The 20,857-nt window shown below is 64.9% G+C and carries 23 protein-coding genes; 6 read left to right on the top strand and 17 right to left on the bottom strand.

Annotated features, from left to right (window positions below):
* Positions 1-3 precede the first annotated feature (3 nt).
* The 5 genes from AAG821_RS15955 to AAG821_RS15935 form a co-directional block, all read right to left on the bottom strand.
* On the bottom strand, positions 4-759 hold the full coding sequence (locus AAG821_RS15955) for a glycerophosphodiester phosphodiesterase (RefSeq protein ID WP_341914622.1): 756 nt from the start codon (positions 757-759) through the stop codon (positions 4-6).
* 9 nt (positions 760-768) lie between these two features.
* Entirely contained in the window at positions 769-1,332 is a 564-nt protein-coding gene (locus AAG821_RS15950) for a RidA family protein (RefSeq protein WP_341914624.1), read from the bottom strand.
* The gene (locus AAG821_RS15945; protein ID WP_341898306.1) at positions 1,253-1,714 is read right to left on the bottom strand and encodes a RidA family protein; all 462 of its coding nucleotides are present in this window, start codon (positions 1,712-1,714) and stop codon (positions 1,253-1,255) included. Before AAG821_RS15945 ends, AAG821_RS15950 begins: the two co-directional genes overlap by 80 nt.
* 107 nt (positions 1,715-1,821) lie before the next feature.
* Entirely contained in the window at positions 1,822-2,529 is a 708-nt protein-coding gene (locus AAG821_RS15940) for a GGDEF domain-containing protein (RefSeq protein WP_341914626.1), read from the bottom strand.
* A gap of 151 nt (positions 2,530-2,680) precedes the next feature.
* A complete protein-coding gene (locus AAG821_RS15935) occupies positions 2,681-3,640 on the bottom strand; it encodes a D-glycerate dehydrogenase (protein ID WP_341914627.1) in 960 nt (319 codons plus the stop codon).
* 155 nt (positions 3,641-3,795) lie between these two features.
* Between AAG821_RS15935 and AAG821_RS15930 the strand changes: the two genes are divergently transcribed.
* The gene (locus AAG821_RS15930; protein ID WP_341914629.1) at positions 3,796-4,638 is read left to right on the top strand and encodes a DUF1849 family protein; all 843 of its coding nucleotides are present in this window, start codon (positions 3,796-3,798) and stop codon (positions 4,636-4,638) included.
* A gap of 3 nt (positions 4,639-4,641) precedes the next feature.
* Here AAG821_RS15930 and AAG821_RS15925 read toward each other — a convergent pair whose 3' ends face one another.
* Together AAG821_RS15925 and AAG821_RS15920 are read right to left on the bottom strand one after the other, a co-directional pair.
* Positions 4,642-5,541: an ROK family protein gene (locus AAG821_RS15925; RefSeq protein ID WP_341914687.1), complete on the bottom strand. Its 900-nt coding sequence runs from the start codon at positions 5,539-5,541 to the stop codon at positions 4,642-4,644.
* A gap of 19 nt (positions 5,542-5,560) precedes the next feature.
* Positions 5,561-6,262, bottom strand: a complete 702-nt coding sequence (locus AAG821_RS15920) for a hypothetical protein (RefSeq protein ID WP_341914631.1) — start codon at positions 6,260-6,262, stop codon at positions 5,561-5,563.
* Between the two features lie 101 nt (positions 6,263-6,363).
* Between AAG821_RS15920 and AAG821_RS15915 the strand changes: the two genes are divergently transcribed.
* Positions 6,364-6,738: a response regulator gene (locus AAG821_RS15915; RefSeq protein ID WP_144069616.1), complete on the top strand. Its 375-nt coding sequence runs from the start codon at positions 6,364-6,366 to the stop codon at positions 6,736-6,738.
* Between the two features lie 22 nt (positions 6,739-6,760).
* Complete coding sequence (locus tag AAG821_RS15910; protein WP_341914633.1) at positions 6,761-8,128, top strand: PleD family two-component system response regulator; 1,368 nt, start codon at positions 6,761-6,763, stop codon at positions 8,126-8,128.
* A gap of 92 nt (positions 8,129-8,220) precedes the next feature.
* Here AAG821_RS15910 and rpmG read toward each other — a convergent pair whose 3' ends face one another.
* The 8 genes from rpmG to topA all read right to left on the bottom strand — a co-directional run bounded on the left by rpmG (position 8,221) and on the right by topA (position 17,343).
* Positions 8,221-8,388: a 50S ribosomal protein L33 gene (gene rpmG / locus AAG821_RS15905; protein WP_297684618.1), complete on the bottom strand. Its 168-nt coding sequence runs from the start codon at positions 8,386-8,388 to the stop codon at positions 8,221-8,223.
* A 72-nt stretch (positions 8,389-8,460) separates the two neighbouring features.
* Entirely contained in the window at positions 8,461-9,054 is a 594-nt protein-coding gene (locus tag AAG821_RS15900) for an NUDIX domain-containing protein (protein ID WP_341916338.1), read from the bottom strand.
* Between the two features lie 8 nt (positions 9,055-9,062).
* Entirely contained in the window at positions 9,063-9,767 is a 705-nt protein-coding gene (locus AAG821_RS15895; RefSeq protein WP_341914636.1) for an NUDIX hydrolase, read from the bottom strand.
* 23 nt (positions 9,768-9,790) lie between these two features.
* A complete protein-coding gene (locus AAG821_RS15890; protein ID WP_341914637.1) occupies positions 9,791-10,189 on the bottom strand; it encodes a DUF983 domain-containing protein in 399 nt (132 codons plus the stop codon).
* Positions 10,186-11,172, bottom strand: coding sequence for a magnesium transporter CorA family protein (locus tag AAG821_RS15885; protein ID WP_341914639.1), 987 nt, complete (start codon positions 11,170-11,172; stop codon positions 10,186-10,188). The genes AAG821_RS15890 and AAG821_RS15885 overlap by 4 nt, the downstream gene beginning before the upstream one ends.
* 158 nt (positions 11,173-11,330) lie before the next feature.
* On the bottom strand, positions 11,331-12,305 hold the full coding sequence (locus AAG821_RS15880) for a glycerophosphodiester phosphodiesterase (protein ID WP_341914640.1): 975 nt from the start codon (positions 12,303-12,305) through the stop codon (positions 11,331-11,333).
* Complete coding sequence (rnr, locus tag AAG821_RS15875) at positions 12,302-14,575, bottom strand: ribonuclease R (protein ID WP_341914641.1); 2,274 nt, start codon at positions 14,573-14,575, stop codon at positions 12,302-12,304. Before rnr ends, AAG821_RS15880 begins: the two co-directional genes overlap by 4 nt.
* 5 nt (positions 14,576-14,580) lie before the next feature.
* Positions 14,581-17,343 (bottom strand): type I DNA topoisomerase, encoded by a 2,763-nt coding sequence (gene topA, locus AAG821_RS15870; protein WP_341914643.1) that lies wholly within the window; start codon positions 17,341-17,343, stop codon positions 14,581-14,583.
* 245 nt (positions 17,344-17,588) lie between these two features.
* Here topA and AAG821_RS15865 point away from each other — a divergent pair, with 245 nt between their 5' ends.
* Entirely contained in the window at positions 17,589-18,161 is a 573-nt protein-coding gene (locus AAG821_RS15865; RefSeq protein ID WP_341914645.1) for a cytochrome b/b6 domain-containing protein, read from the top strand.
* 4 nt (positions 18,162-18,165) lie between these two features.
* On the opposite strand, the gene AAG821_RS15860 is transcribed toward AAG821_RS15865, so the two are convergent.
* Positions 18,166-18,666: a PAS domain-containing protein gene (locus AAG821_RS15860; protein ID WP_341914647.1), complete on the bottom strand. Its 501-nt coding sequence runs from the start codon at positions 18,664-18,666 to the stop codon at positions 18,166-18,168.
* A 234-nt stretch (positions 18,667-18,900) separates the two neighbouring features.
* Here AAG821_RS15860 and AAG821_RS15855 point away from each other — a divergent pair, with 234 nt between their 5' ends.
* Complete coding sequence (locus AAG821_RS15855) at positions 18,901-19,191, top strand: hypothetical protein (protein ID WP_341914648.1); 291 nt, start codon at positions 18,901-18,903, stop codon at positions 19,189-19,191.
* 20 nt (positions 19,192-19,211) lie between these two features.
* On the opposite strand, the gene AAG821_RS15850 is transcribed toward AAG821_RS15855, so the two are convergent.
* Positions 19,212-20,324: a hypothetical protein gene (locus AAG821_RS15850; protein ID WP_341914650.1), complete on the bottom strand. Its 1,113-nt coding sequence runs from the start codon at positions 20,322-20,324 to the stop codon at positions 19,212-19,214.
* A 226-nt stretch (positions 20,325-20,550) separates the two neighbouring features.
* Here AAG821_RS15850 and AAG821_RS15845 point away from each other — a divergent pair, with 226 nt between their 5' ends.
* Positions 20,551-20,826, top strand: coding sequence for a hypothetical protein (locus AAG821_RS15845; RefSeq protein ID WP_341914651.1), 276 nt, complete (start codon positions 20,551-20,553; stop codon positions 20,824-20,826).
* The last annotated feature ends 31 nt before the right edge of the window (positions 20,827-20,857 follow it).

Below are 20,857 nucleotides of genomic sequence, written 5' to 3'. Positions count from 1 at the left end.
CAATCATGCCTGGGTCGACAGGTCCTCGAAGATCACATTGTCGGCATGGGCGGCCGCGCGCGCCCGTTCCGACGGCGTGCGCACGGTCCAGCTGAGCAGCGGCAGGCCGCGCCGCCGTGCCGCCGCGGTGATTTCCGATGGCAGGTCGCGCACGTCATAGGCGAGGAAATCGGGGTTGCCGTAACCATTCATCAGGGCGCGTTTCAGCTGCAGCTTGGTAAACCAGCTCAGGCCCTTGGTCATATTGGCAAGGTCGGTCGAGATCTGGCCGCGCACGATCTGCGGCGCGTTCTTCTCGAACCATTTCACGGTACGCGGATTGAACGACTGCACCACGAACGGGCCGGGATAATGCTGCAACATGCGGGCCACGCTGGTTTCCAGCGTGCCGACCGGCTCGCCCTTGTCCTTCTTGATCTCGACCACCAGCGGCACGGCGCCCTGCACCAGATCGAGCAGGTCGCGGAAGCTCGGCACGGTTTCCTCGGTGCCCAGCAGTTTCAGCGTCTTCAGCTCGGCCAGCGGCATCCGGTTGACGATGCCCTCACGGCCACAGAGCCGCGTGAGGTCGGGATCGTGGAACACCACCACCTGCTGGTCACCGGTGATGCGCACGTCGGTCTCGATGGCATAGCCGGCTTCCATCGCCTTGCGGAAGGCAAGCAGGGAGTTTTCCGGCACGCCCTTGGCGATGTCATGCAGGCCGCGATGCGCCACCGGGGTCTTGGTCAGCCATTTCGGAATGTCGGTGCGGGCCATGCGGAACTCTCAGTGCAGCAGAAACACGGCATCGGCCTCGAAGGCGATGTCGAAGGGAAGCGAAGGCGACGCCGTCGTGGTGCGGGCCGGCCGGTTCTCGACGCCGAACAGATCGGTCAGCAGGTCGGTGGCGCCATTGGCGACCTTCTGTGCATCCATGAAATCGGGCACCGCATTGACCAGGCACAGCAGTTTGACGCAGCAGGCAATGCGGTCAAGGTCGCCACCGCAGGCGACTTCCATATGCGCCAGCAGGTTCAGTGCGGTGAGGGCGGCGGCGGCATAGCCATCCTCGAAGCTCAGCGTGCCGCCGACCTTGCCGCGATAGCGGATCTCGGGGCCCCAGGTGGGGCCGACACCGGCGACATGCACCAGTTTGCCGACGGTGACGAAGCCGACATAGCTGGCCACCGGCGTTGGCGCTGGAGGCAGGTGCAGCCCGCTGGCATGCAGGCGGGCGGCGACCATGCCGGCCATCGGGCCGCTCATCGGCTCAGGCGATTTCGAAGATGGCGTCGACTTCGACAGCAACGCCGCGCGGCAGCGATACGGCGCCGACAGCGAAACGGGCATGTTTGCCGGCCTCGCCGAACACATCCACCATCAGGTCGGAGGCGCCGTTGATCACCTGCGGATGATCGATGAAATCGGGCGTGCAGTTGACGAAGCCGCCAACCTTGGCGCAGCGCTTGATGCGGTCGAGGCTGCCGCCCAGGGCATTGCGGGCCTGCGAGATGATGTTGAGGCCGCACAGGCGCGCCGCCTGCTTGCCGGTCTCGATGTCGATGCCAGCGCCCAGCTTGCCGAGATAGCGCACTTCACCGTTGAAGATGGTGATCTGGCCGGCGACGAACAGCAGGTTGCCAGCGATCACGGTGGGGACGTAGTTGGCGGCCGGCGCGGCGGGGGCGGGCAGCTCGATCTTGAGGGCGGCTAGGCGGGCGTCGTGGCTCATGGTTGCAGTCCTTGGCGCTATCCTGGGGGCGGGCAGTATCGAGGGATACTGTCTAGCCCGGATAGCGCGCGGCTGGCAACGCGCGGCGGTCTGTGAAGGGCGGGCGGTCAGCTGCCGCGGCGGTCCTGCTTGCGGATATACATGGCGCGGTCGCCCTCGCGCAGCAGGCCCTGCAGGTCGGCCTGGCCATCGTACCCGGCCAGACCATAGCTGATGCCGACCGGGATCAGGCTGTCGCCAAAACGCAGGGGCTGGCGCTCGATGCGCACCGCCAGTTCGGTCAGGCGGGTTTCCGCCTGGTCGCGGGTGGCGCCGGGCATCGCCAGCACGAATTCGTCGCCATGCAGGCGGGCGAGGCAGTCGGTGGCACGTGCGATCGGGCGCAGGCGCAGGGCGATCTGGCACAGCACGGCGTCGCCGGCGGCATGGCCGTAGCGGTCGTTGATGGCCTTGAACCGGTCGAGGTCGAGGAAGGCGAGCGTGCCGCCATGACCATCGCGGCGTGCACGGGCCAGATCGTTGGCCATGAAGCTTTCGAAGGCACGGCGGTTGGGCAGGCCGGTCAGTTCGTCGGTGGTGGAGAGAGCCTCCAGCTCGGCGATGCGGCCGGCCTGGTCGATCAGCTGCTGCTCGCTTTCGGCCGCCGCCGTCAGAATCTGCTCGACCAGGTTTCGCTTGATCGGGTCGGGATCGCGGCGCAGCGCCAGCCGCAGCCGCAGCACCAGGCTGGCAAAGCCGGCGGATGTGGGCGCGCCGGTCTCGCCAGGGGTGGCGAGGGTCCAGGTGGGCAGCGGTGAATCGTTTGCGGGCATCATGGCAATCATTCCTCGCTTTTAACAAAGCAAGGCATATGCCAGAGGGAAAATTGCAGAAAACTCACAATATTTCCAAAAGCCTCAAGGCAGAATTTGCCGGTCTCCCGGGATCGACAGGATTACCAGGATGGCCGAATCGTGGCGGCGGGGTCTAAAGCGGATGCGGCGCCGGCCGACCGGCCAGTACGGCATCGATGTTGTCCAGCGCCATGAAGCCCATGCGGTCGCGGGTTTCGATGGTGGCGCTGCCCAGATGCGGCAGCAGATAAGCATTGGGCAAGGCCAGATAGGCCGGGTCGAGGTTCGGTTCGCCGGCAAACACATCCAGTCCGGCGGCACGCAGTTTTCCGCAGGTCAGCGCCGCAATCAGGGCGGCATCCTCCACCATGTCGCCGCGGGCCGTGTTCACCACGATGGCGCCATCGGGCAGCCGGGCGATGGCGGCGGCATTCAGGATATGGCGGGTCTCCGGCGAGGATGGTGCATTGATCGACAGGATGTCGCTCACTGCCAGCAGGCTGTCCAGGTTGTCATGGAATATCGCGCCCTGCTCCTCGCCGGCGGGCAGGCGGCGGCGGTTATGGTAGTGGATGGTCAGGCCGAAGCCGCGGGCACGCTGTGCCACCGCCTGGCCGATCCGGCCCATGCCGAAGATGCCGAGCCGTTTGCCGCTGAAATCGACACCCAGCAGCATGGTCGAGGTCCAGCCTTTCCATTCGCCCCGGCGCACCATCTGCTGTGCCTCGTAACCCCGGCGGGCGGCGCCCAGCATCAGCAGCATGGCGATATTGGCGGTGGCCTCGGTCATTGCGCCGGGAGTGTTGGCGGCGACGATGTCGCGCGCCCGGCAGGCGGCGATATCGATATGCTCGTAGCCGACCGAGAAGGTCGAGATAACCTTGATGCTGGCGGGCAGGCGGCCGACCAGATCGGCGGTGATTTTCTCCGAGGTGCAGATCAGCATGGCATCGGCGCCGGCGGCAGCCGCCAGCAACGCGTCTGCCGTGTAAATCCGGTCATCCGGATTAAGCCGTGCGTCGTAATCGCGGGTTGCGCGCGCTTCCACCGCCGGCGGCAGCTTGCGGGTGACGAGAACAACAGGCCGGGCCATTCAAACCTCCAGCAGAAGCCGATTCCATCTTATATGGCATGGCCGGTTCCTTTCCATTCCGGCTAAGGCTATTCTGGGGCACGATTTTCGCCCCACCCCAAGGGTGTGACAGGTATGGCCGCAGGATGATGGCCCGGATTGCAGTTCTGCCCCCGATGACAGTTGCGCTGTATCGCACGGTGCTGGTTGTTTGCCTCCTGCTTGGCCTGATGGCCGTGCCGGCGACCGCTACCCATGCGCAGGATAGTGCCGAGATGCAGGCCATCGCCCGCAACCTGGTCAGCCATCGCGCGCTGTACACGCTGTCGGTCGCCCGCCTCGATCCGCGCAACTATCGCAGCGGCATTGCCGGAGGCCTCAGTCTTGAATTCGTGCATGCCTGCGATGGCTATGTGCTGAACCAGCGGTTTGTCATCGAGACCACCACCGATGACGGCACCATCCTCAACAACATGGTGCTGAATTCGTGGGAGGCGCTGGATGGTCAGAGCTTCCGTTTCAAGATGAAGGACGAGGTCAACGGCGACATTGAGCAGGAGCTGAACGGCGAGGCCCGGGTCAATAACCGCAGCGGCGGCAGCGTGCGCTTCACCCTGCCGGAGGACACCGCGCTGGCTCTGCCGCCGATGACGCTGTTTCCCACCGATCATACGGTGCGCCTGCTGGCCCTGGCGCGCAGTGGCGGCAACTGGCTGCAGGCCAGCGTCTACGACGGCGCATCCTCGGACGCCTACAGCGAAGTGGGCGGATTCATCGGCAGCGAACTGCCGGTTGAAAGCGGCGCAAATCCGGTGCTGGAGCCGCTGAAAGGCCAGCGGTCTTGGCGCATCCGGCTGGCCTATTTCACATCGGACAAGGCGCAGGACACGCCCGATTATGAAATCGCCTATCGGCTTTACGAGAATGGCGTGGCCGATGACATCGTGTTTGATTACGGCGATTACGCGATCCGCGCTTCGCTGAAACTGCTTGAACTGAAGCCGCGCGACGCCTGCTGAAATCTAGGCCGGCGGCCACAGCCAGGCAGCACCACGCACGCCGGAACTGTCACCATGGCGGTTCTTCACCAGCGGTGTGCTCACCGTGTCGGAGAAGACGAAGGCGCCCCAGAGCTTCGGCACATTGCGATAGAGCCGGTCGAGATTCGACAGGCCGCCGCCCAGCACCACGATATCGGGATCGACCACGTTGAGGATGGCGGCAAGGCCGCGTGCGAGCCGGTGCTCGTAGCGCTGCAAGGCCGCTTCGGCCTGCGCATCGCCGGCCTCGGCAGCCGTGGCGATGGCGGCCGCCTTCAGGTCGCGCCCTGTCTGCTCCAGGAAATCGCGTTCCAGTCCGGTGCCGGCGAGGAAGGTTTCCTGGCAGCCGCGCTTGCCGCAATAGCATTGCGGTCCGGGCAGTTCATCGGGCTGCGGCCAGGGCAGGGGATTGTGGCCCCATTCCCCGGCAATGGCATTGGGGCCGGTCAGCACGCGGCCATCGACAACGATGCCGGAGCCGCAGCCGGTGCCGAGAATGACGCCGAACACCACGCCATGGCCGGCGCCGGCGCCATCACTGGCTTCTGACAGGGCAAAACAGTTGGCATCGTTGGCCAGGCGCACCGGGCGGCCGGTGGCCGCGGCCAGATCGCGGTCGAGCGGGTGTCCGATCAGCCAGACCGAGTTGGCATTCTTGATCAGGCCGGTGGCCGGCGAGATGGTGCCGGGAATACCGACGCCGATCGGCCCGGTGGCGCCGGCTTCACTGGCCACCGCCTGTGCCAGATCGCGCAGTGCCGTGACGGTGGCCGCATAGTCGCCGCGCGGCGCCGGCACGCGGCGGCGCGCCCGGATGCTGCCATCGCCCGCCAGGGCAATGGCCTCGATTTTGGTGCCGCCGAGATCGATCCCGATTCGCATGTCCGTCACGGTTTCGCGGTCACGTTTGCGTCAGCAGGCTGTGGATATGCGCCTGCAGATCCGGCCAGGTCTCGGCGCGATGATGGCAGTCCGGCGCCGGGCCGAGCAGGGCGGCCAGCCGCTGGTCGGCGATGTAATGCAGGCGATGGGTCGCGGGCGCCATCTCGGCCACGGACGTATGATTATGAGGTATATCGTCCACGAAGGCGGCCGGTGCCATCACTTGCCGCAGCAGGGTGGCAACCGCAGGCCCCTTGGGACCGGTATTTGCGATCAGCGGATAGGCCATGCCGTGGCGGGCCAGGGCGCGGATGCGGGCCTCGCGCGCCGGCATCGGCACATTGCTCAGCACGACGATTTGTGCCGTTTCGCTTAAGGCAGCCAGCGCCTCGGCAGCACCATCCACGGGTTCCAGTTCCTCCGTGGCCTCGGCAAAGAACCGCTGCAGCAGCGGATGCAGGATTTCCGCCGCAACCGGGGCATTGTCCCGGCGCTGGCGGATGTTGCCGTGCAATGCATAGGAGGCCCAGTCGAAATAGAGATCGCGGCCGTCCAGGAAGCGCTCCAGGCCGCGCATGAAATAGAACAGCACCTCGTCGGCATCGACGATCAGCAGCGGCCTGCCCCGCGTCAGGGCAAGGGTGGCCAGTTGCTCGGCTACCGGGGCGGGAAGCGCAGTCGGATCAGGGGATTTGTGGCTCATCTGGGGCTGGAATGTCACGGTAAACGGCTTGGCCCGGCCGGTGGGGAATGCTACAAAATACTGGATACGCAGGGAAAACGGCGCGTGCGGCAGTAGATACTATCCGGGGATGGGGCCTGATGAGCAAGACTGTATTGATCGTCGAGGACAACGAACTCAACATGAAGTTGTTCCACGACCTGCTGGACGCCCATGGCTACCAGACCCTGCAGACCAAGGATGGCATGGAAGCCCTCGCCATGGTGCGCAAGCACCGGCCTGACCTGATCCTGATGGACATCCAGCTGCCGGAGGTTTCTGGCCTGGAAGTGATCAAGTGGATCAAGGAAGACGACAACCTGCGCAGCATCCCGGTGGTCGCCGTGACCGCGTTTGCCATGAAGGGCGACGAGGAAAAGATGCGCGAAGGCGGCTGCGACGCCTATATCGCCAAGCCTATCTCGGTCGGCAAGTTCATCGAGACGGTGAAGCAATTCCTTGACCCCAAGGCTTAAGCTCTAGCGCCCGAGTGATGCGATGACCGCGCGCATTCTGGTCGTCGACGACATCCGCACCAACGTAAAGGTGCTGGAAGCCAAGCTGACCAGTGAATACTACGAAGTGATCGCCGCGAGCAGCGGGCCGGAAGCGCTGGAAGCAGCGGCTGGCCTGAAGCCCGACCTGATCCTGCTCGACGTGATGATGCCGGGCATGGACGGCTTCGAGGTCTGCCGGCGGCTGAAGGGCGATCCCGACACGGCTCATATCCCGGTGATCATGGTCACCGCGCTGGGCGATCCGGAAGACCGCGTGCAGGGCCTGAGTGCCGGCGCCGACGATTTCCTCACCAAGCCGGTCGACGACATCGCGATGTTCGCGCGCGTGCGCTCGCTCTTGCGCGTCAAGCTGATGCTCGATGAACTGCGCATGCGCGAGCGCACCTCGGCCTCGCTGGGCGTGATCTCGCCGCCGGTGCCGAGCCTGGACGAGGATTACGCGGCGGCGCAGATCCTGCTGGTGGAAGACAATCCGCGCGACCAGGTGCGCCTGCAGCGCATGATCGAAGGCCAGTTCCGCACCGAAATGACCGCCGATGGCCTGGATGCCCTGCATCGCGCCCGTCAGGTCGAATACGATTCCGTTGTGGTCAGCCTCAGCCTGCAGAATCCCGATGGCCTGCGGCTCTGCTCGCAGTTCCGCACCACCGAGGAAACCCGCAATGTGCCTATCCTGCTGCTGGTGGGGCCGGACGACCAGAAGCAGCTGGTGAAGGGCCTGGAGATCGGCGTCACCGACTATGTGGTGCGCCCGATCGACCGCAACGAATTCATCGCCCGCCTGCGCGCCCAGGTGCGCCGCAAGCGCTATCAGGACCGCCTGCGCCTGCATTACCAGCAGAGCATGGAAATGGCGGTCACCGATCCGCTCACCGGCCTCTACAATCGCCGCTACATGGCCTCGCATCTGGCCACCCTGCTGGCGCAGAGCGCGAGCCAGCATGGCACCGCCGTCGCCATCCTCGATCTCGATCACTTCAAGCAGGTGAACGACACCCACGGCCATCCGGTGGGCGATGAGGTGCTGCGCGAAATCGGCAACCGCATCGTGCGCAACATCCGCGGCATCGACATGGCCTGCCGCTATGGCGGCGAGGAATTCGTCGTGCTGATGCCCGATACCGATCTGGAATCATCCGAGGTGGTGGCCAACCGCCTGCTGCAGGCGATCGGCGGCAAGCCGGTGACCACGCGCGCCGGCGAGCTGACGGTGACCTGCTCGATCGGCTGCACCTCCTCGCAGCAGGGGGGCGACACCGCCGACAGCCTGCTCAAGCGCGCCGACGATGCGCTGTATGAGGCCAAGAATGGCGGCCGCAACCGGATCATCTACCGGACTGCATCCTGATCCTGATCTGAGACCCAAAACGAAAAGCCCCGCCGGAAGGCAGGGCTTTTTAGTTCAGGCAGCCTGGCGTCGGAACGCCGGCGCGGGAAACCTTACTTGATCTTGGTTTCCTTGAATTCGACATGCTTGCGGGCCACCGGGTCGTACTTCTTGAACGACAGCTTCTCGGTCTTGGTCCGCGGGTTCTTCTTGGTCACGTAGAAGAAGCCGGTATCGGCGGTGCTCAGAAGCTTGATCTTGAGGGTAGTCGGCTTTGCCATGACTCGGTTCCAAAAATGCGTGCGGCTGGGATTGGCGGCGCAGCATAGGGATTCGCGCCCCGATGTCAACGCTTAAGGATTATGCCAGCTAATCATGGGTTTACCCCGACGGTAGCGCCAGAATGCCGCCTGATGCGGGGTCAGGTCGGGACCGAGCTGCCCGACCAGCCGCAGCACGAACTCGGTGATGTCGGCCAGTGGCAGCCGCAGGGCCTCGTCCACGGGCCGGAAAGCCAGGTCCAGCAGCTCGCCCGAGCCGCCGAGCGTCAGCGGCAGGCCGCTGACATCCTGTAGGAAAAACCGGGCATGGAAGCGGATCGGGCTTTCCGATGGCGTGATCGCCCGGCACAGGTAGCGCAGGCCCGACAGGTCGGGCCGCAGCTGGCCGTTTTCGACCGCCCCGAGCAGGATGCCGGTTTCCTCCCAGGTCTCGCGCACGGCCGCGACAGCAAGGGGTTCAAAGTTCTCTTTCCCGATGAAATTTAATGGCTTGAGGGGAGTTTCTGCCTTATCGGATACATCCACCCGGCCACCCGGAAAGGCATAGACATTGGGCAGGAACCGGTGCTTACCGGCCCGGCGGCCGAGCAGCACTTCCGGCCCCGCTGCCGCCTGCCGCACCAGCACCAGGCTGGCGGCATCCCGGGGTTTGACAGGGGGCGTCACCGGCCGGGTCACTCCCAGTCCACCTGCCGCTCGCCGCGCAGCATGTGGTGGAAGGGCACCCGCTGGGCCGGGTCGGCGGCCTGGGCCGGGCTGAGCCAGTGTTCCAGATTGGCGATCACATACTGGGTGATGCCGGGCAGCGGCAGGCCCTCGGTATCGGCCCTGGTGACCCAGCTCAGCTTGTCCAGTTCGGCCGAGGGCACCAGCTCGCCGGTCGCCAGCTCGGCCGGGGCGGCAAAGAAACGCGCATCGAAGCGGCGCGGCCGGCCCGGCGGGGTGATGGCGCGGCAGATGTAGAGCAGCGCCGCGGGATCGGGGGCGAGGCCGCCGGTGCAGAAGGTGCGCCAGCCCGCCGGGGCTGGCTTTGCCGCCGGCATGGCCGGTCCGGCAATGCGTAGGCCGCTTTCCTCAAACGTTTCGCGGATCGCCGCCAGGGCCAGCGCCAGGCCCTTGCGCGGCCCGGTGCCCTTGCAGCGTGCGAGCCGCGCGGTGCTGACCGGGTTGAGGGCAGCCGCGGGGTGGATGCGGTAATCGTTGAGATCGAGGCGGCCGCCGGGAAACACATAGCGGTTCGGCATAAAGGTGCTGGCGCCATGGCGCTCGCCCATCAGCACTTCCAGCTGGCCCGCGCGCCGGCGCCAGAGCACCAGCGTGGCGGCGTCCCGGATCGGCTGCGGCGGCTTTTTGGCAGGGGGCGATTCGGCGTTTCCCATCGGCCCAGTATAGGCCAAATGGCTTAATGCGGCTCGCTGCCGAAGCCGTGCATGCGCCGGGCCCATTGCAGGCCGATGAGAACGCCCTTGATGCGCGGCAGCAGCCACAGGCAGAGCAGCAGCGTCAGTGGCGGCCACAGCGCCATATGCTGCCAGTCCGGCGGCTGCAGGCGCTGCTCGAACATCAGCATCAGCGGCACGATGATATGGCCGACGATTAGGATGGTGAAATAGGGCGGCGCATCGTCGGCGCGATGGCCCGCCAGTGCGAGACCGCATTGCGTGCAGACCGGCTCGACCTTGAGATAACGGCCATACATGCGCCCGCTGCCGCAGCGCGGGCACCGCTGGCGCCAGCCGCGCCACATCGCTTCGCCGGTTGGCCGCTCAACCAGATCGTCGAGCGCCGGGGGCAGCGTCACAGCCAGCCCTTACGCTTGAACCACCAGTAGGGCAGCACGGCCGAGGCGATCATCAGCAGGATGGCCATCGGATAGCCGAAGTTCCAGTTCAGCTCCGGCATATGCTGGAAGTTCATGCCGTAGATGCTGGCGATCAGGGTCGGCGGCAGGAACACCGTGGCGGCCACCGAGAAGATCTTGATGATCTTGGTCTGCTGGATGTTGATCAGGCCCAGCGTCGCATCGAGCAGGAAGTTGCCTTTATGCGCGAGGAAGGCGGCCTGTTCGTTCAGCGACTGCACGTCGCGCGCCAGCGTCTTCAGCCAGGTGCGGCTTTCCTTGGTGCCGCGCTGCTCGGCCATGGTCAGTGTCAGGAAGGCGATCAGGCGGGTCAGCGACAGCAGGCTGTCACGGATGCGCGAGTTCAGGTCCTCGATATGGCCGAGCTTGCGCACCACCGCTTCCAGGTCGGACTCGTCATCAGGAACTTCATCGGGCTTGCGGTCGTAGCCGAAGATGTCGCGCGAGATGGTGTCGAGATCCTTGCTGCCGATTTCCAGCACGTCGGCGGCGCGATCGATCACGGCATCGAGGATGCCGCAGAGTGCTGCATCGGGCGAGACCAGCAGCGCCGGCTGGCGCTGGGCGCGGGCGACGAACTGGCGGAAGGACTGCGGATCGGCGTAGCGCAGGGTCACGGTGGCGCGCGGCGTGCGCATGAAGGTGACGGCCGTGGTCTGCGGCTGCGGCGTTTCGGCGTGATAGAGGATATTGGCCGTCATGAAGCTGGCATCGCCTTCGCGATACAGGCGGCTGGAGATCTCGATCTCCTGCATCTCTTCACGGGTCGGGACTTCGATGCCGAGCAGGCGTTCGACGGCCTTGGCTTCGGCCTGGCTCGGTTCGAGCAGGTCGATCCACACGACACCCTCGGGCAGGGTCGAGTCAGGGGTAAGCTCGATACGTTGCAGCTGGCCGCCATGCGGCAGGTAGGCAGTAATCATGCTGGCCGTCCCTGGTGTTCCGGCGCTGACCCGGCGGTGCAGCGCGGCGCCCTTTTAGCCCCGTAAGCGGGGCCTGGGAAGCCCTGAAACCGGTCCGCGGCGATTTTGCCGCACAACCACAGTGGCAGCGGGATACGGCAGTTTTATGGCATGCCGGTCTATGGCGTAACAGGCGATGGCCGCGGCAGCGCCATGCCCCGGGCCTGCATCACGGCGCGCAGGCGATCGGGATAGTCCGAGATCAGGCCATCGACCTTCATGGCGATCTGCCGCTCCATCTCGGCCGGATCGTTGACCGTCCAGGGGATCACCTGCAGGCCAAGCTGCTGCGCCTCGGCCACCAGGGCCGGGGTGACATTGCGCCAGAAGGGCGACCAGACCTGGCCGCCGGCGGCTTTCACCAGCGCCGGGGTCGAGGTGAAATCATCGGCATCCAGCCCGCCGAGCCATGGGCTGGCGCCGGGCTGGCCGCGCTGCACGTTGTCGCTGGTGGTGCCCTCGATGGTGAGATGCACGCGCGCAATCTCCGGCGCCAGCCTGGCCGCCTCGCGCAGGGTGCGCCAGTCGAAGGACTGCATGCTGCTGCGATGGCCGAGGCCGGCCTGGCGGATCGCCAGCACCAGCGCCTGGGCGAACTGTTCCGGTGGCGCGCTCTCGTCGGGCTTCAGCGGGCTGAGCTTGGTCTCGATGTTGAAACGCAGATCCGCATGGCCGCTTTTCGCCGCCAGCGCAAACACCTGCTCCAGCAGCGGCATGCGGGTGCCATCCACCGGCTTCTGCTCGGGATAGGTCTGGCCGTAGCGGCTGGCCGGATCGAGGCGACCGACATCATAGCGCTGCAATTCGTCCAGCGTGCTGTGCCAGATCGCCGGGCCGGGCGAGGTGATCCACTTGCCGTCGATCCGGGCCAGATGCGGCAGCAGCACCGGGTCATGCCCGACCACCAGCTTGCCGTCGCGGCTGAGATTGACGTCGAGCTCCAGTGTGGTGACGCCGAGCGTGAGCGCGGTGGCGAAGGCGGGCAGGGTGTTTTCAGGCGCCAGGCCGCGCGCACCACGATGGCCCTGCAAATCAAAGGCGGCGGCTGATCCTGCCGCCAGCATCAAGGCTATGGTCAGGATCGCGCGCTTCATTTGCGTTTCTTGCTCCGGTGTTTCGACCACGGGGCGCGATTGGTCGGTTTCTTCACCACCGGCTTGCCGCCCGCGCCACCGCGTCGCGTGTTGGTGCTGGCACCATCGCCGCCCATGATCTCGAAACGCAGGCCGCCGGTCACCGGCGTGGCCTCGGCCAGCCGCACAGTGACTCCGTCGCCAAGCCGGAAGCGCTTGTGGCTGCGCTTGCCCACCAGGGCGCGATGGGCCTCGTCATGCTCGTAGAAATCATCGCCCAGCGTCGAGATCGGTACGAAACCGTCGGCACCGGTCTCGTCCAGCTCGACGAACAGGCCGAAGCGGGTGACGCCGGTGATACGGCCATCGAACTGCGCGCCGACATGCTCGGACATGAAGGCGGCCACGAAACGGTCCATCGCATCGCGTTCGGCCTGCATCGAGCGGCGTTCGGTCTGCGAGATATGTTCGGCGATATTCTCGAAATCGGCGTCGTCTTCCGGCGGCAGGCCGTCATCGCCCAGGCCGAGGCCGCGGATCAGCGCACGATGCACCAGCACGTCGGCATAGCGGCGGATCGGCGAGGTGAAGTGCGCGTATTTCTGCAGGTTGAGGCCGAAATGCCCCTTGTTGTCGGGCGAGTAAATGGCCTGCATCTGGCTGCGCAGCACCACCTCGTTGATCAGGCGTTCATGCTCGCTGCCCTTGGCGGCGTCCAGGATCGCGTTGAAATGCATCGGCCGCAGACCCTGGCCCTTGGCCAGCTTGTAATCCAGCGTGTTGAGGAATTTGCGCAAAGAGTCGATCTTTTCGTCCGACGGCTGCTCATGCACGCGATACATGCAGGGCTGCTTGCGCTTTTCCAGTTCCTCGGCCGCCGCCACATTGGCCATGATCATGAAATCCTCGATCACCTGATGGCTCAGCATATGATCGCGTGGCTTGATGGCAGCGATATGACCGTTCTTGCCCATGACGACACGGCGCTCGGGCGCATTGATCGCCAGCGGCTGGCGCGCCTCGCGGGCCTTGTTCACGGCGGCGTGGCAGGCATAGAGCGGCTTCAGCACGGGTTCGAGGAACGGCTGCGCCGCATCGTCGGGCATGCCGTCGATGGCGGCCTGCACCTGGCGGTAATTCAGGCCCGCCGCGCAGCGCATCAGGCCGCGCACGAATTTATGGCGCCGCTTGTTGCCGTTGGCATCGAACCACAGATGCACGGCCAGGCAGGCGCGGTCCTTGTGTTCGACCAGCGAGCACAGATCGGCTGACAGCGCTTCTGGCAGCATCGGCACGACGCGGTCGGGGAAATAGGTGGAATTGCCGCGCTGGCGTGCATCGTGATCCAGCGCGCCGCCCGGCCTCACGTAATGCGCCACATCGGCGATGGCGACGATGGCATGCCAGCCGCCGGGGTTATTCGGATCGTCATCGGGTTCGGCAAACACGGCGTCGTCATGGTCGCGCGCATCTTCCGGATCGATGGTGATCAGTGGGATGGAGCGCAGGTCTTCACGCTGGCCGAGATGGACCGGTTTGGCCTTTTCCGCATCGTGGAGCGCGGCCTCGGAGAATTTTGTCGGAATCCCCAAGCTGAAGATCGGGATCAGGCTCAGTGCCTTGGGATCGGTGCTGCTGCCGATCACCTCGATCACCTTGGCGGTCTTCAGGCCGAAGCGGCGGCCCTGCATCGGCTGCGCCACCACGATCTCGCCGGGCTTGGCATTGTTGCGGTGTTCCTGCGCGATCACATATTCGTGGCGCACCTTCTTGTCGGTCGGCTGCAGGCGGCCTTCGCCGTCTTCGGTGAGGGTGAAGACACCCAGCACTGGCTGTTCGTCTTTTTCCAGCCGTTTGATGACGCGGCCGACATAGCGGCTGCGGCCGGCCCGTGTCACCCGTGCCAGCACGCGGTCGCCGACACCGACATCGGACATTTCACGCCGGCGCGCCTTGCCGCCGGTCTCGAAAATGATGCGCGGGGCCTCGCCGTCGCCAGTCCATTCCACCGGACGGCCCATCAGGTCGCCGTCGCGGTCGAGCTTGACCAGATCGACCAGAGTCACTTCCGGCAGGCTGTCCTTCGGTGCCATGCGCTTGCCATGGCCCTGGTTGATGTCGCCCTCGGCCTTCAGCTCGCGCAGCAGGCCTTTCAGCTGCACGCGCAGCTCTGGGCCGACACCAAAGGCCTTGGCGATCTCGCGTTTGCCCACCATGCCGGGATTGTCGGCAATGTATTTCAGGATGTCCTGTTTGGACGGCAGGCCTTCGGCGAGTTTCTTCTTTGCCACGTCGCTTACGCTGCCGCGGCTTTCTTGGCTGCGGCCTTCTTCTTCGGCGCCGCTTTTTTCGCTGGCTTCTTGGCGACAGGCTTTTCAGCCCCAGAAGTCTTTTGGGGCTTCTCAGCCTTCGGCGCGGCAGCCTTCTTCGCCTTGGGCGCACTCTTGGGGGCTGCGGCCTTCTTCTTGCCCTTGCCGCCCTTCTTGGCGCGCGAGGCAATTGCCAGGATCGCCATATCCATGGTCACGGCCTCAACCTCGGTGCCGCGCGGGATCGGCGCATTGGTGGCGCCATGCTTCAGATACGGACCATAGCGGCCGTCGATCACCTGGATCGCCTCGCCGTCATCAGGATGCTTGCCGACTTCGCGCAGCACTTTCAGTTCGGCACGCTGGCGCGGACCTTTGCGGCGCGCATCGGCCTCGGCGATCTTCTCGACGGCATGATTGATGCCGATCTCGAGCGCCTCCATGGCGTCTTTGAGCTTGGTATAGGCGCCATCATGCAGCAGGTAGGGCCCGAAGCGGCCCAGCCCGGCGAGGATTTCCTTGCCGGTGGCCGGATGCAGGCCGATCACCCGCGGCAGCGCCAGTAATTTAAGCGCCATTTCCAGCGTCACGTCTTCCAGCGTCACGCCCTTAGGCAGGGAAGCGCGTTTCGGCTTGGTCTTGGCCTTGCCTTCGCCTTCCGCTTCGCCCAGCTGCACATAGGGACCGAACGGACCCTGGCGCAGCGTGATCGGCAGACTGGTGGCCGGATCGATGCCCAGCTCCTGCGGGCCGGAGATGGCGATATCGCCATGGCCGTTGCCGCCGGCGCTGAGCGGCCGGGTGTAGCTGCATTCCGGGTAATCCGAACAGCCGATGAAGGCGCCGGTGCGGCCAGCCTTGATGGCCAGCTGGCCCTTGTTGCAGGCCGGGCAGAGGCGGGCATCCTTGCCGTCTTCGCGTGCCGGGAAGAAGTGATGTTCGAGCAGCGCGTTGATGGCGTCCAGCACTTCGCCGCGGCGGCCCATCTTCTCGTCGATGCGGGTGACGGCATCCTTCACCGAGAAGGGCGTCAGACCCTGGGTCTCGTCATGCAGGCTGAAGGCTTCCCAGAAGTCCTCCAGCACCTTTTTCCATTCGAGTTTGTGTTCGGCGATCTCGTCGAGCTTTTCTTCCAGCCCGGCGGTGAAGCTGTAGGCGAAATACTTCTCGAAGAAGCAGACCAGGAAGGCATAGGCGAGCCAGCCGGCATCCTCCGGCGTGAAGCGCTTGTTCTCCAGCTTCACGTAGGAGCGGGCTTTCAGCACTTCCAGGATGGCGGCATAGGTGGACGGCCGGCCGATGCCGAGTTCCTCCAGCTTGCGCACCAGGCTGGCTTCCGAATAGCGCGGCGGCGGCTCGGTGAAATGCTGCTCCGGCTTGACGCCTTCTTCCTTCATCGCCTCGCCGATGGTCATCTTCGGCAGGCGAGCGCCTTCCTCGTCATCGGCGGATTTGTCGTCGACGCCTTCCTCATAGAGCTTGAGGAAGCCGGGCGAGAGCACCACGGTGCCGGTGACGCGGAACATGCCGGTCTTCTTGGCATCGGTGATGTCGACGGTGGTGCGTTCCAGCTCGGCGGATTCCATCTGGCTGGCGAGCGCGCGCACCCAGATCAGTTCGTAGAGCTTGAGCTGGACTTCATCGAGATAGCGTGCAACGGCCTTGGGCCGGCGGCGGAAATCGGTCGGGCGGATCGCCTCATGGGCTTCCTGCGCGCTCTTCTGCTTGGTCTTGTAGACGCGCCAGCTTTCCGGCACGGCCTCGCGGCCGAAATCTTCCGCGATCACATCGCGGGCGGCGCGGATGGCCTCATCGGCCATGCTGACGCCATCGGTACGCATATAGCTGATCAGACCGGTTGTCTCGCCGCCGATGGTGACGCCTTCATACAGGCGCTGGGCGATCTGCATGGTCATCTGCGCCGAGAAGCCCAGCTTGCGCGCGGCTTCCTGCTGCAGGGTCGAGGTGGTAAACGGCGGCGAGGGATGCCGCTTGGCCGGCTTGATCGACACGTCGGTGACGGCGTAGCTCAGGCCCGCCAGTTTGGCCACGGCGGCCCTGGCCGCCGGCTCGTTGTTGATGTCGAACTTGTCGAGCTTCTTGCCGGCCAGCTCGACCAGGCGCGCGGTCACGGTCTGGTTCTGCGGCGTGCGGAAGTCGGCGCCAATGGTCCAGTATTCCCGCGCCCGGAAGGCCTCGATCTCGGTCTCGCGCTCGCAGATCAGGCGCAACGCCACCGACTGCACGCGGCCGGCCGACTTGGCCGAGGGCAGCTTGCGCCACAGCACCGGCGACAGCGTGAAGCCGACCAGGTAATCCAGCGCGCGGCGCGCCTGCTGGGCGTTGACCAGGTCCATGTCGATGTCGCGCGGATTGGCCATCGCCTCCAGCACGGCGGTCTTGGTGATTTCGTTGAACACCACCCGGCGCACGGTCTTGCTCTTCACGACCTTGCGGTTGTTCAGGGCTTCCAGCACATGCCAGGAGATCGCCTCACCCTCGCGATCCGGGTCAGTCGCCAGGATCAGGGTGTCGGCATCCTTCAGCGCACCGGCGATGGCGCGGATCGACTCCGAGCCGCGGCCGGACATCTCATAATGCATCATGAAGTCTTTATCGGGCTCCACCGAGCCTTCCTTGGCCGGCAGGTCGCGGACATGGCCAAAGGAGGCCAGGACCGTGTGACCTGGGCCGAGATACTTCTCGATGGTCTTTGCCTTCGCCGGGCTCTCGACGACAACGACTTTCATAATGTGCGGTTTTCCAACAAAAATGAGACGAACATAACACCCGAGTCTGGACTACGGCCCGACCGGCGCGGCAGGCGGAACATGGGCGATGCAACCCGCCTTGTCAAATCGGGCATCCGTAGGTGTCTCATAAGATATTGATAATCAATGATAGTTTCGGCAATTGTCAGCTGATTGTCAGGTTGACCAGGCATTTTGGGGCACCTGCCGGTACTGCGCCGGCGGTGTTGCGTCTGGAGATAAAGATGTCTGGCACCCTGTCGAGCCACCACCCTGTCGATTCTTCCGGCCAAGCCGAACGCCCGGTCTGGGATGTAGTCGTTCGGCTGTTTCACTGGATCGTGGTGGCAGGCTGCCTGATCAACTTCGTGATCGACGATGGCAAGCTGGTCCATCGTTGGGTCGGGTACACCATAGCGGGCGCTCTGGTCATTCGCATTCTCTGGGGCTTTGTGGGCAGCCGGCACGCGCGCTTCAGCGATTTCATCCCGAGCTGGACCCGTCTGCGGCGCTATGGGCTGGCCGCGCTGATGTTTCGTGAGCCTCGCCATGTGGGCCATAACCCGCTCGGAGCCGTCATGATCCTGGCGCTGATGGCATTGCTGGCGCTGATTGCCATGAGTGGCTGGATGACCACCTGGGACATCTTCACCCGCGTCAAATGGCTGGAAGAGGTGCACGAAGCCTTTGCCAACCTGCTGCTGCCGCTGGTTGCCGTGCATGTGGCCGGCGTGCTGTACGGCAGCCTGCGGCATGGCGAAAATCTGGTGAAAGCCATGATCACCGGCCGCAAACGGGCCGGAGGCAATCAGGAGTGAGAGATCAGGACAACCGGTCTTCCGGCGCCGGTTCCAGCGGGAAGGCGGCCACCAGCAGCATGCGCACCTCGTCGCCGCCGGCGGTCAGCGGCAGCGACAGCCGCTCCCAGCTGCGCTCCACCTGCCAGGTCGAGCGCTTGTCGCGCGAGGTGTAGTCGAAGGTGGCGGTATAGCGCCGCGACATCGGCATGCCGCTATGCACCACGGCATCATATTCGCTGCGCAGCAATTCGGCCTGCTGGGCCGGCAGGCCATTGACCCGCTTGCCGGTCATGTCGACCTTGAACTGGTTCACGAAGGTCGAGCCATAGAGACGATATAAGTAGTCACCATCCTCGATGCGTTCGACCAGCATCAGGTTGCCGAGCCAGGCCTTCATCTCGATGGGATCGATATCGGCGCGATCGGGCAGGGCGCGGCCATGGCGCTTGCCGGCCCAGTAGGCATAGAGCGCCCGGAGCGTCTCCAGCGTCAGTTGTGGCGCGCCTTCCAGCATCAGGCCCATATAAGCTCGACGTCCCCCTCGGCGAAACGAATCGTAGAAAACGACTATATCCGGTGTTTCGCGGCATAAGTTAACGCAAAATGAAGGGATTGTCAGCCGGCCGCCACGCCGGGTCGGTACAAATCCGCATGGCGCCATGGCGCAAATGCGCTGCCACATACCTCTTTTGCACCAGTCGCCGTGCTGTCCGCCTTTGCTATGACGGAGGTTCACGCCATGGGCGCGGAGGCTGTCATGAGGATCAAACTGCCGGTTGGAACGCTGCAGGTGGCGGTGATTCTGGCGTTGATGGCGCTGATGGCGCATGCCGCCGAGGACCCGGCCGAAATCGAGGTGGTGGTGGCCGCCACCCGCGAGGCCCATCCCGACAGCGCCAAGCTCTGCCAGTCGGGCCAGGCCGGCATCCTGAATGCGGTCTCCACCCAGGCCAAGGCGCTGGCGATGGATGGCAAGATCCACGGCAACCCGCAGGCGCTGGGTGTCGAGGCCAGCGCGAAAATCGGCAAGGACTGCTTCGGCGGCTGAAGCCGCAAAAGGCGGGGCTATCAGCCGGGGCGGCACATGCGCAGCACCGGATTTGCCAGCACCACGCGGATCAGGTCGGCCTGCCGGCCACAGCCGGTTTTGGCGAAGATGGCCTTGAGCTGGGTCTTCACCGTATGCAGGCTCAATCCCGTGCGCAGCCCATAGTCGTCGACATGCTCGCCATCCAGCAATGCGGCGGTCAGGCGCGCTTCGGCGGGCGTCAGCCGGAATTGCGCGGTCAGTGCAGCTTCTGTCGGCGTGACGCGGTCGTCGGGGTTGTTCACGAAGATGATCGCGGCGGCTTTCAGCCGGTCGCTACCCAGCCGGTCGGCCGGGGCCGGACAGAACAGCAGCGACAGTGGCAGGGCATCGCGGCGCGGTAGCACCAGCATGCCGGTATGCGACGACCGCCCCGAATAGCCCGCAACAGCGTCACGAATGGCCTGCTGCAAGACGGGATTGCGGTCGGCGAACTGGGCGCGCAGATGGCCATGGCTGGCCGCAATGCCCTGGCCTTTCTGCAGCAGCCTTTCGGCCACGGTGTTGGAGAACAGCAACCGGCCCGTGACATCGACCACCATCACGCCCACCGTCAGGGCCTCCAGCGCGGCCAGCCCGATCTGGCCCTGGCGCTCCAGGCCGTTCAGTTTGCGATACATTTGCAGCGCGCGGGTCAGATGCGGCAGCAGCAGGCCCACCGCCTGCTGGTCTTCCACGGTGTAGTCGGTCGAGCCATAGGCGCGATGGATGCCGATCCCGGCAATGGCACTCGAATCCACGGACATCATCGCACCGGTGAGATGGAAGACCCCGATGCCCTTGCCCCAGTCGGCATACAATTCCGAATTCAGCAGTGCATTGGCATCGACGATTTGATGTCCAAGCAGCGGAACGCCGAACCCGATTTTCAGCGCACCTTCAACATAGGGATCGTTGGCGTAATAATGGGCTTCATAGTCGGCCAGCGCCTTGGCGTCATAATTGTCGGTATTCGACAGGATCAGCGTTTGGCCATTGGCCAGATCGCGCAGCTGGATGGCACAACTGCTGGAGTCAAAAGCCCGGGCCAGATCGGTGGCGACAGTTTGCCAGCCATCGGGATGCAGGGTCGCTTCGTAAAGGCGCTCCACCAACACAGAGAACTCCCGTAACTCCATGCCCCCTCCGGCCGTCTGCTGCGGCAACTGTTTGTTGTATCTAAGCATGCTCCACGCGCGGGAGGTATGTGAACTTTCAGCGCATACCTCGTTCGGGCGATGCGACGGCCCGGCCCGCGGGGGGAAAATGACAGGTGCATCCGTTGTGCCGTCTACGGACGAGCGCTGCCAGTGCGATAGAACCAGCAAGGGGGAGATCGTTATGAAATTCGCTTTAGTGATTGGCGCGGCGGTGTTGGCGCTGTCGATGCCGGCGGCTTTTGCAGCAGAAAATCCGGCCGAGGTGGCTGCCGTGGTTGCCGCCACCAAGGCGGCCAATCCCGACAATGCCGCGCTGTGCAAATCCGGTCCGACCGGCATTTCGACCGCCGTTTCGGCCCAGGTGCGCACCCTGGCGATGGCCGGCAAGATCAAGGGCAACCCGCAGGCGGTGGGCGCCGAGGCTGGTCAGCAGATCGGCAAGGGTTGCGGCGGCTGATCGATGGTCGCGGCCCGGCCTGAACGCCGGG

Source organism: Ferrovibrio terrae, assembly GCF_943372915.1.
In the GTDB taxonomy this organism is placed as follows: domain Bacteria; phylum Pseudomonadota; class Alphaproteobacteria; order Ferrovibrionales; family Ferrovibrionaceae; genus Ferrovibrio; species Ferrovibrio terrae_A.
Note: the sequence above shows the minus strand (reverse complement) of the source record. Positions and strands in the feature narration are given on the sequence as shown.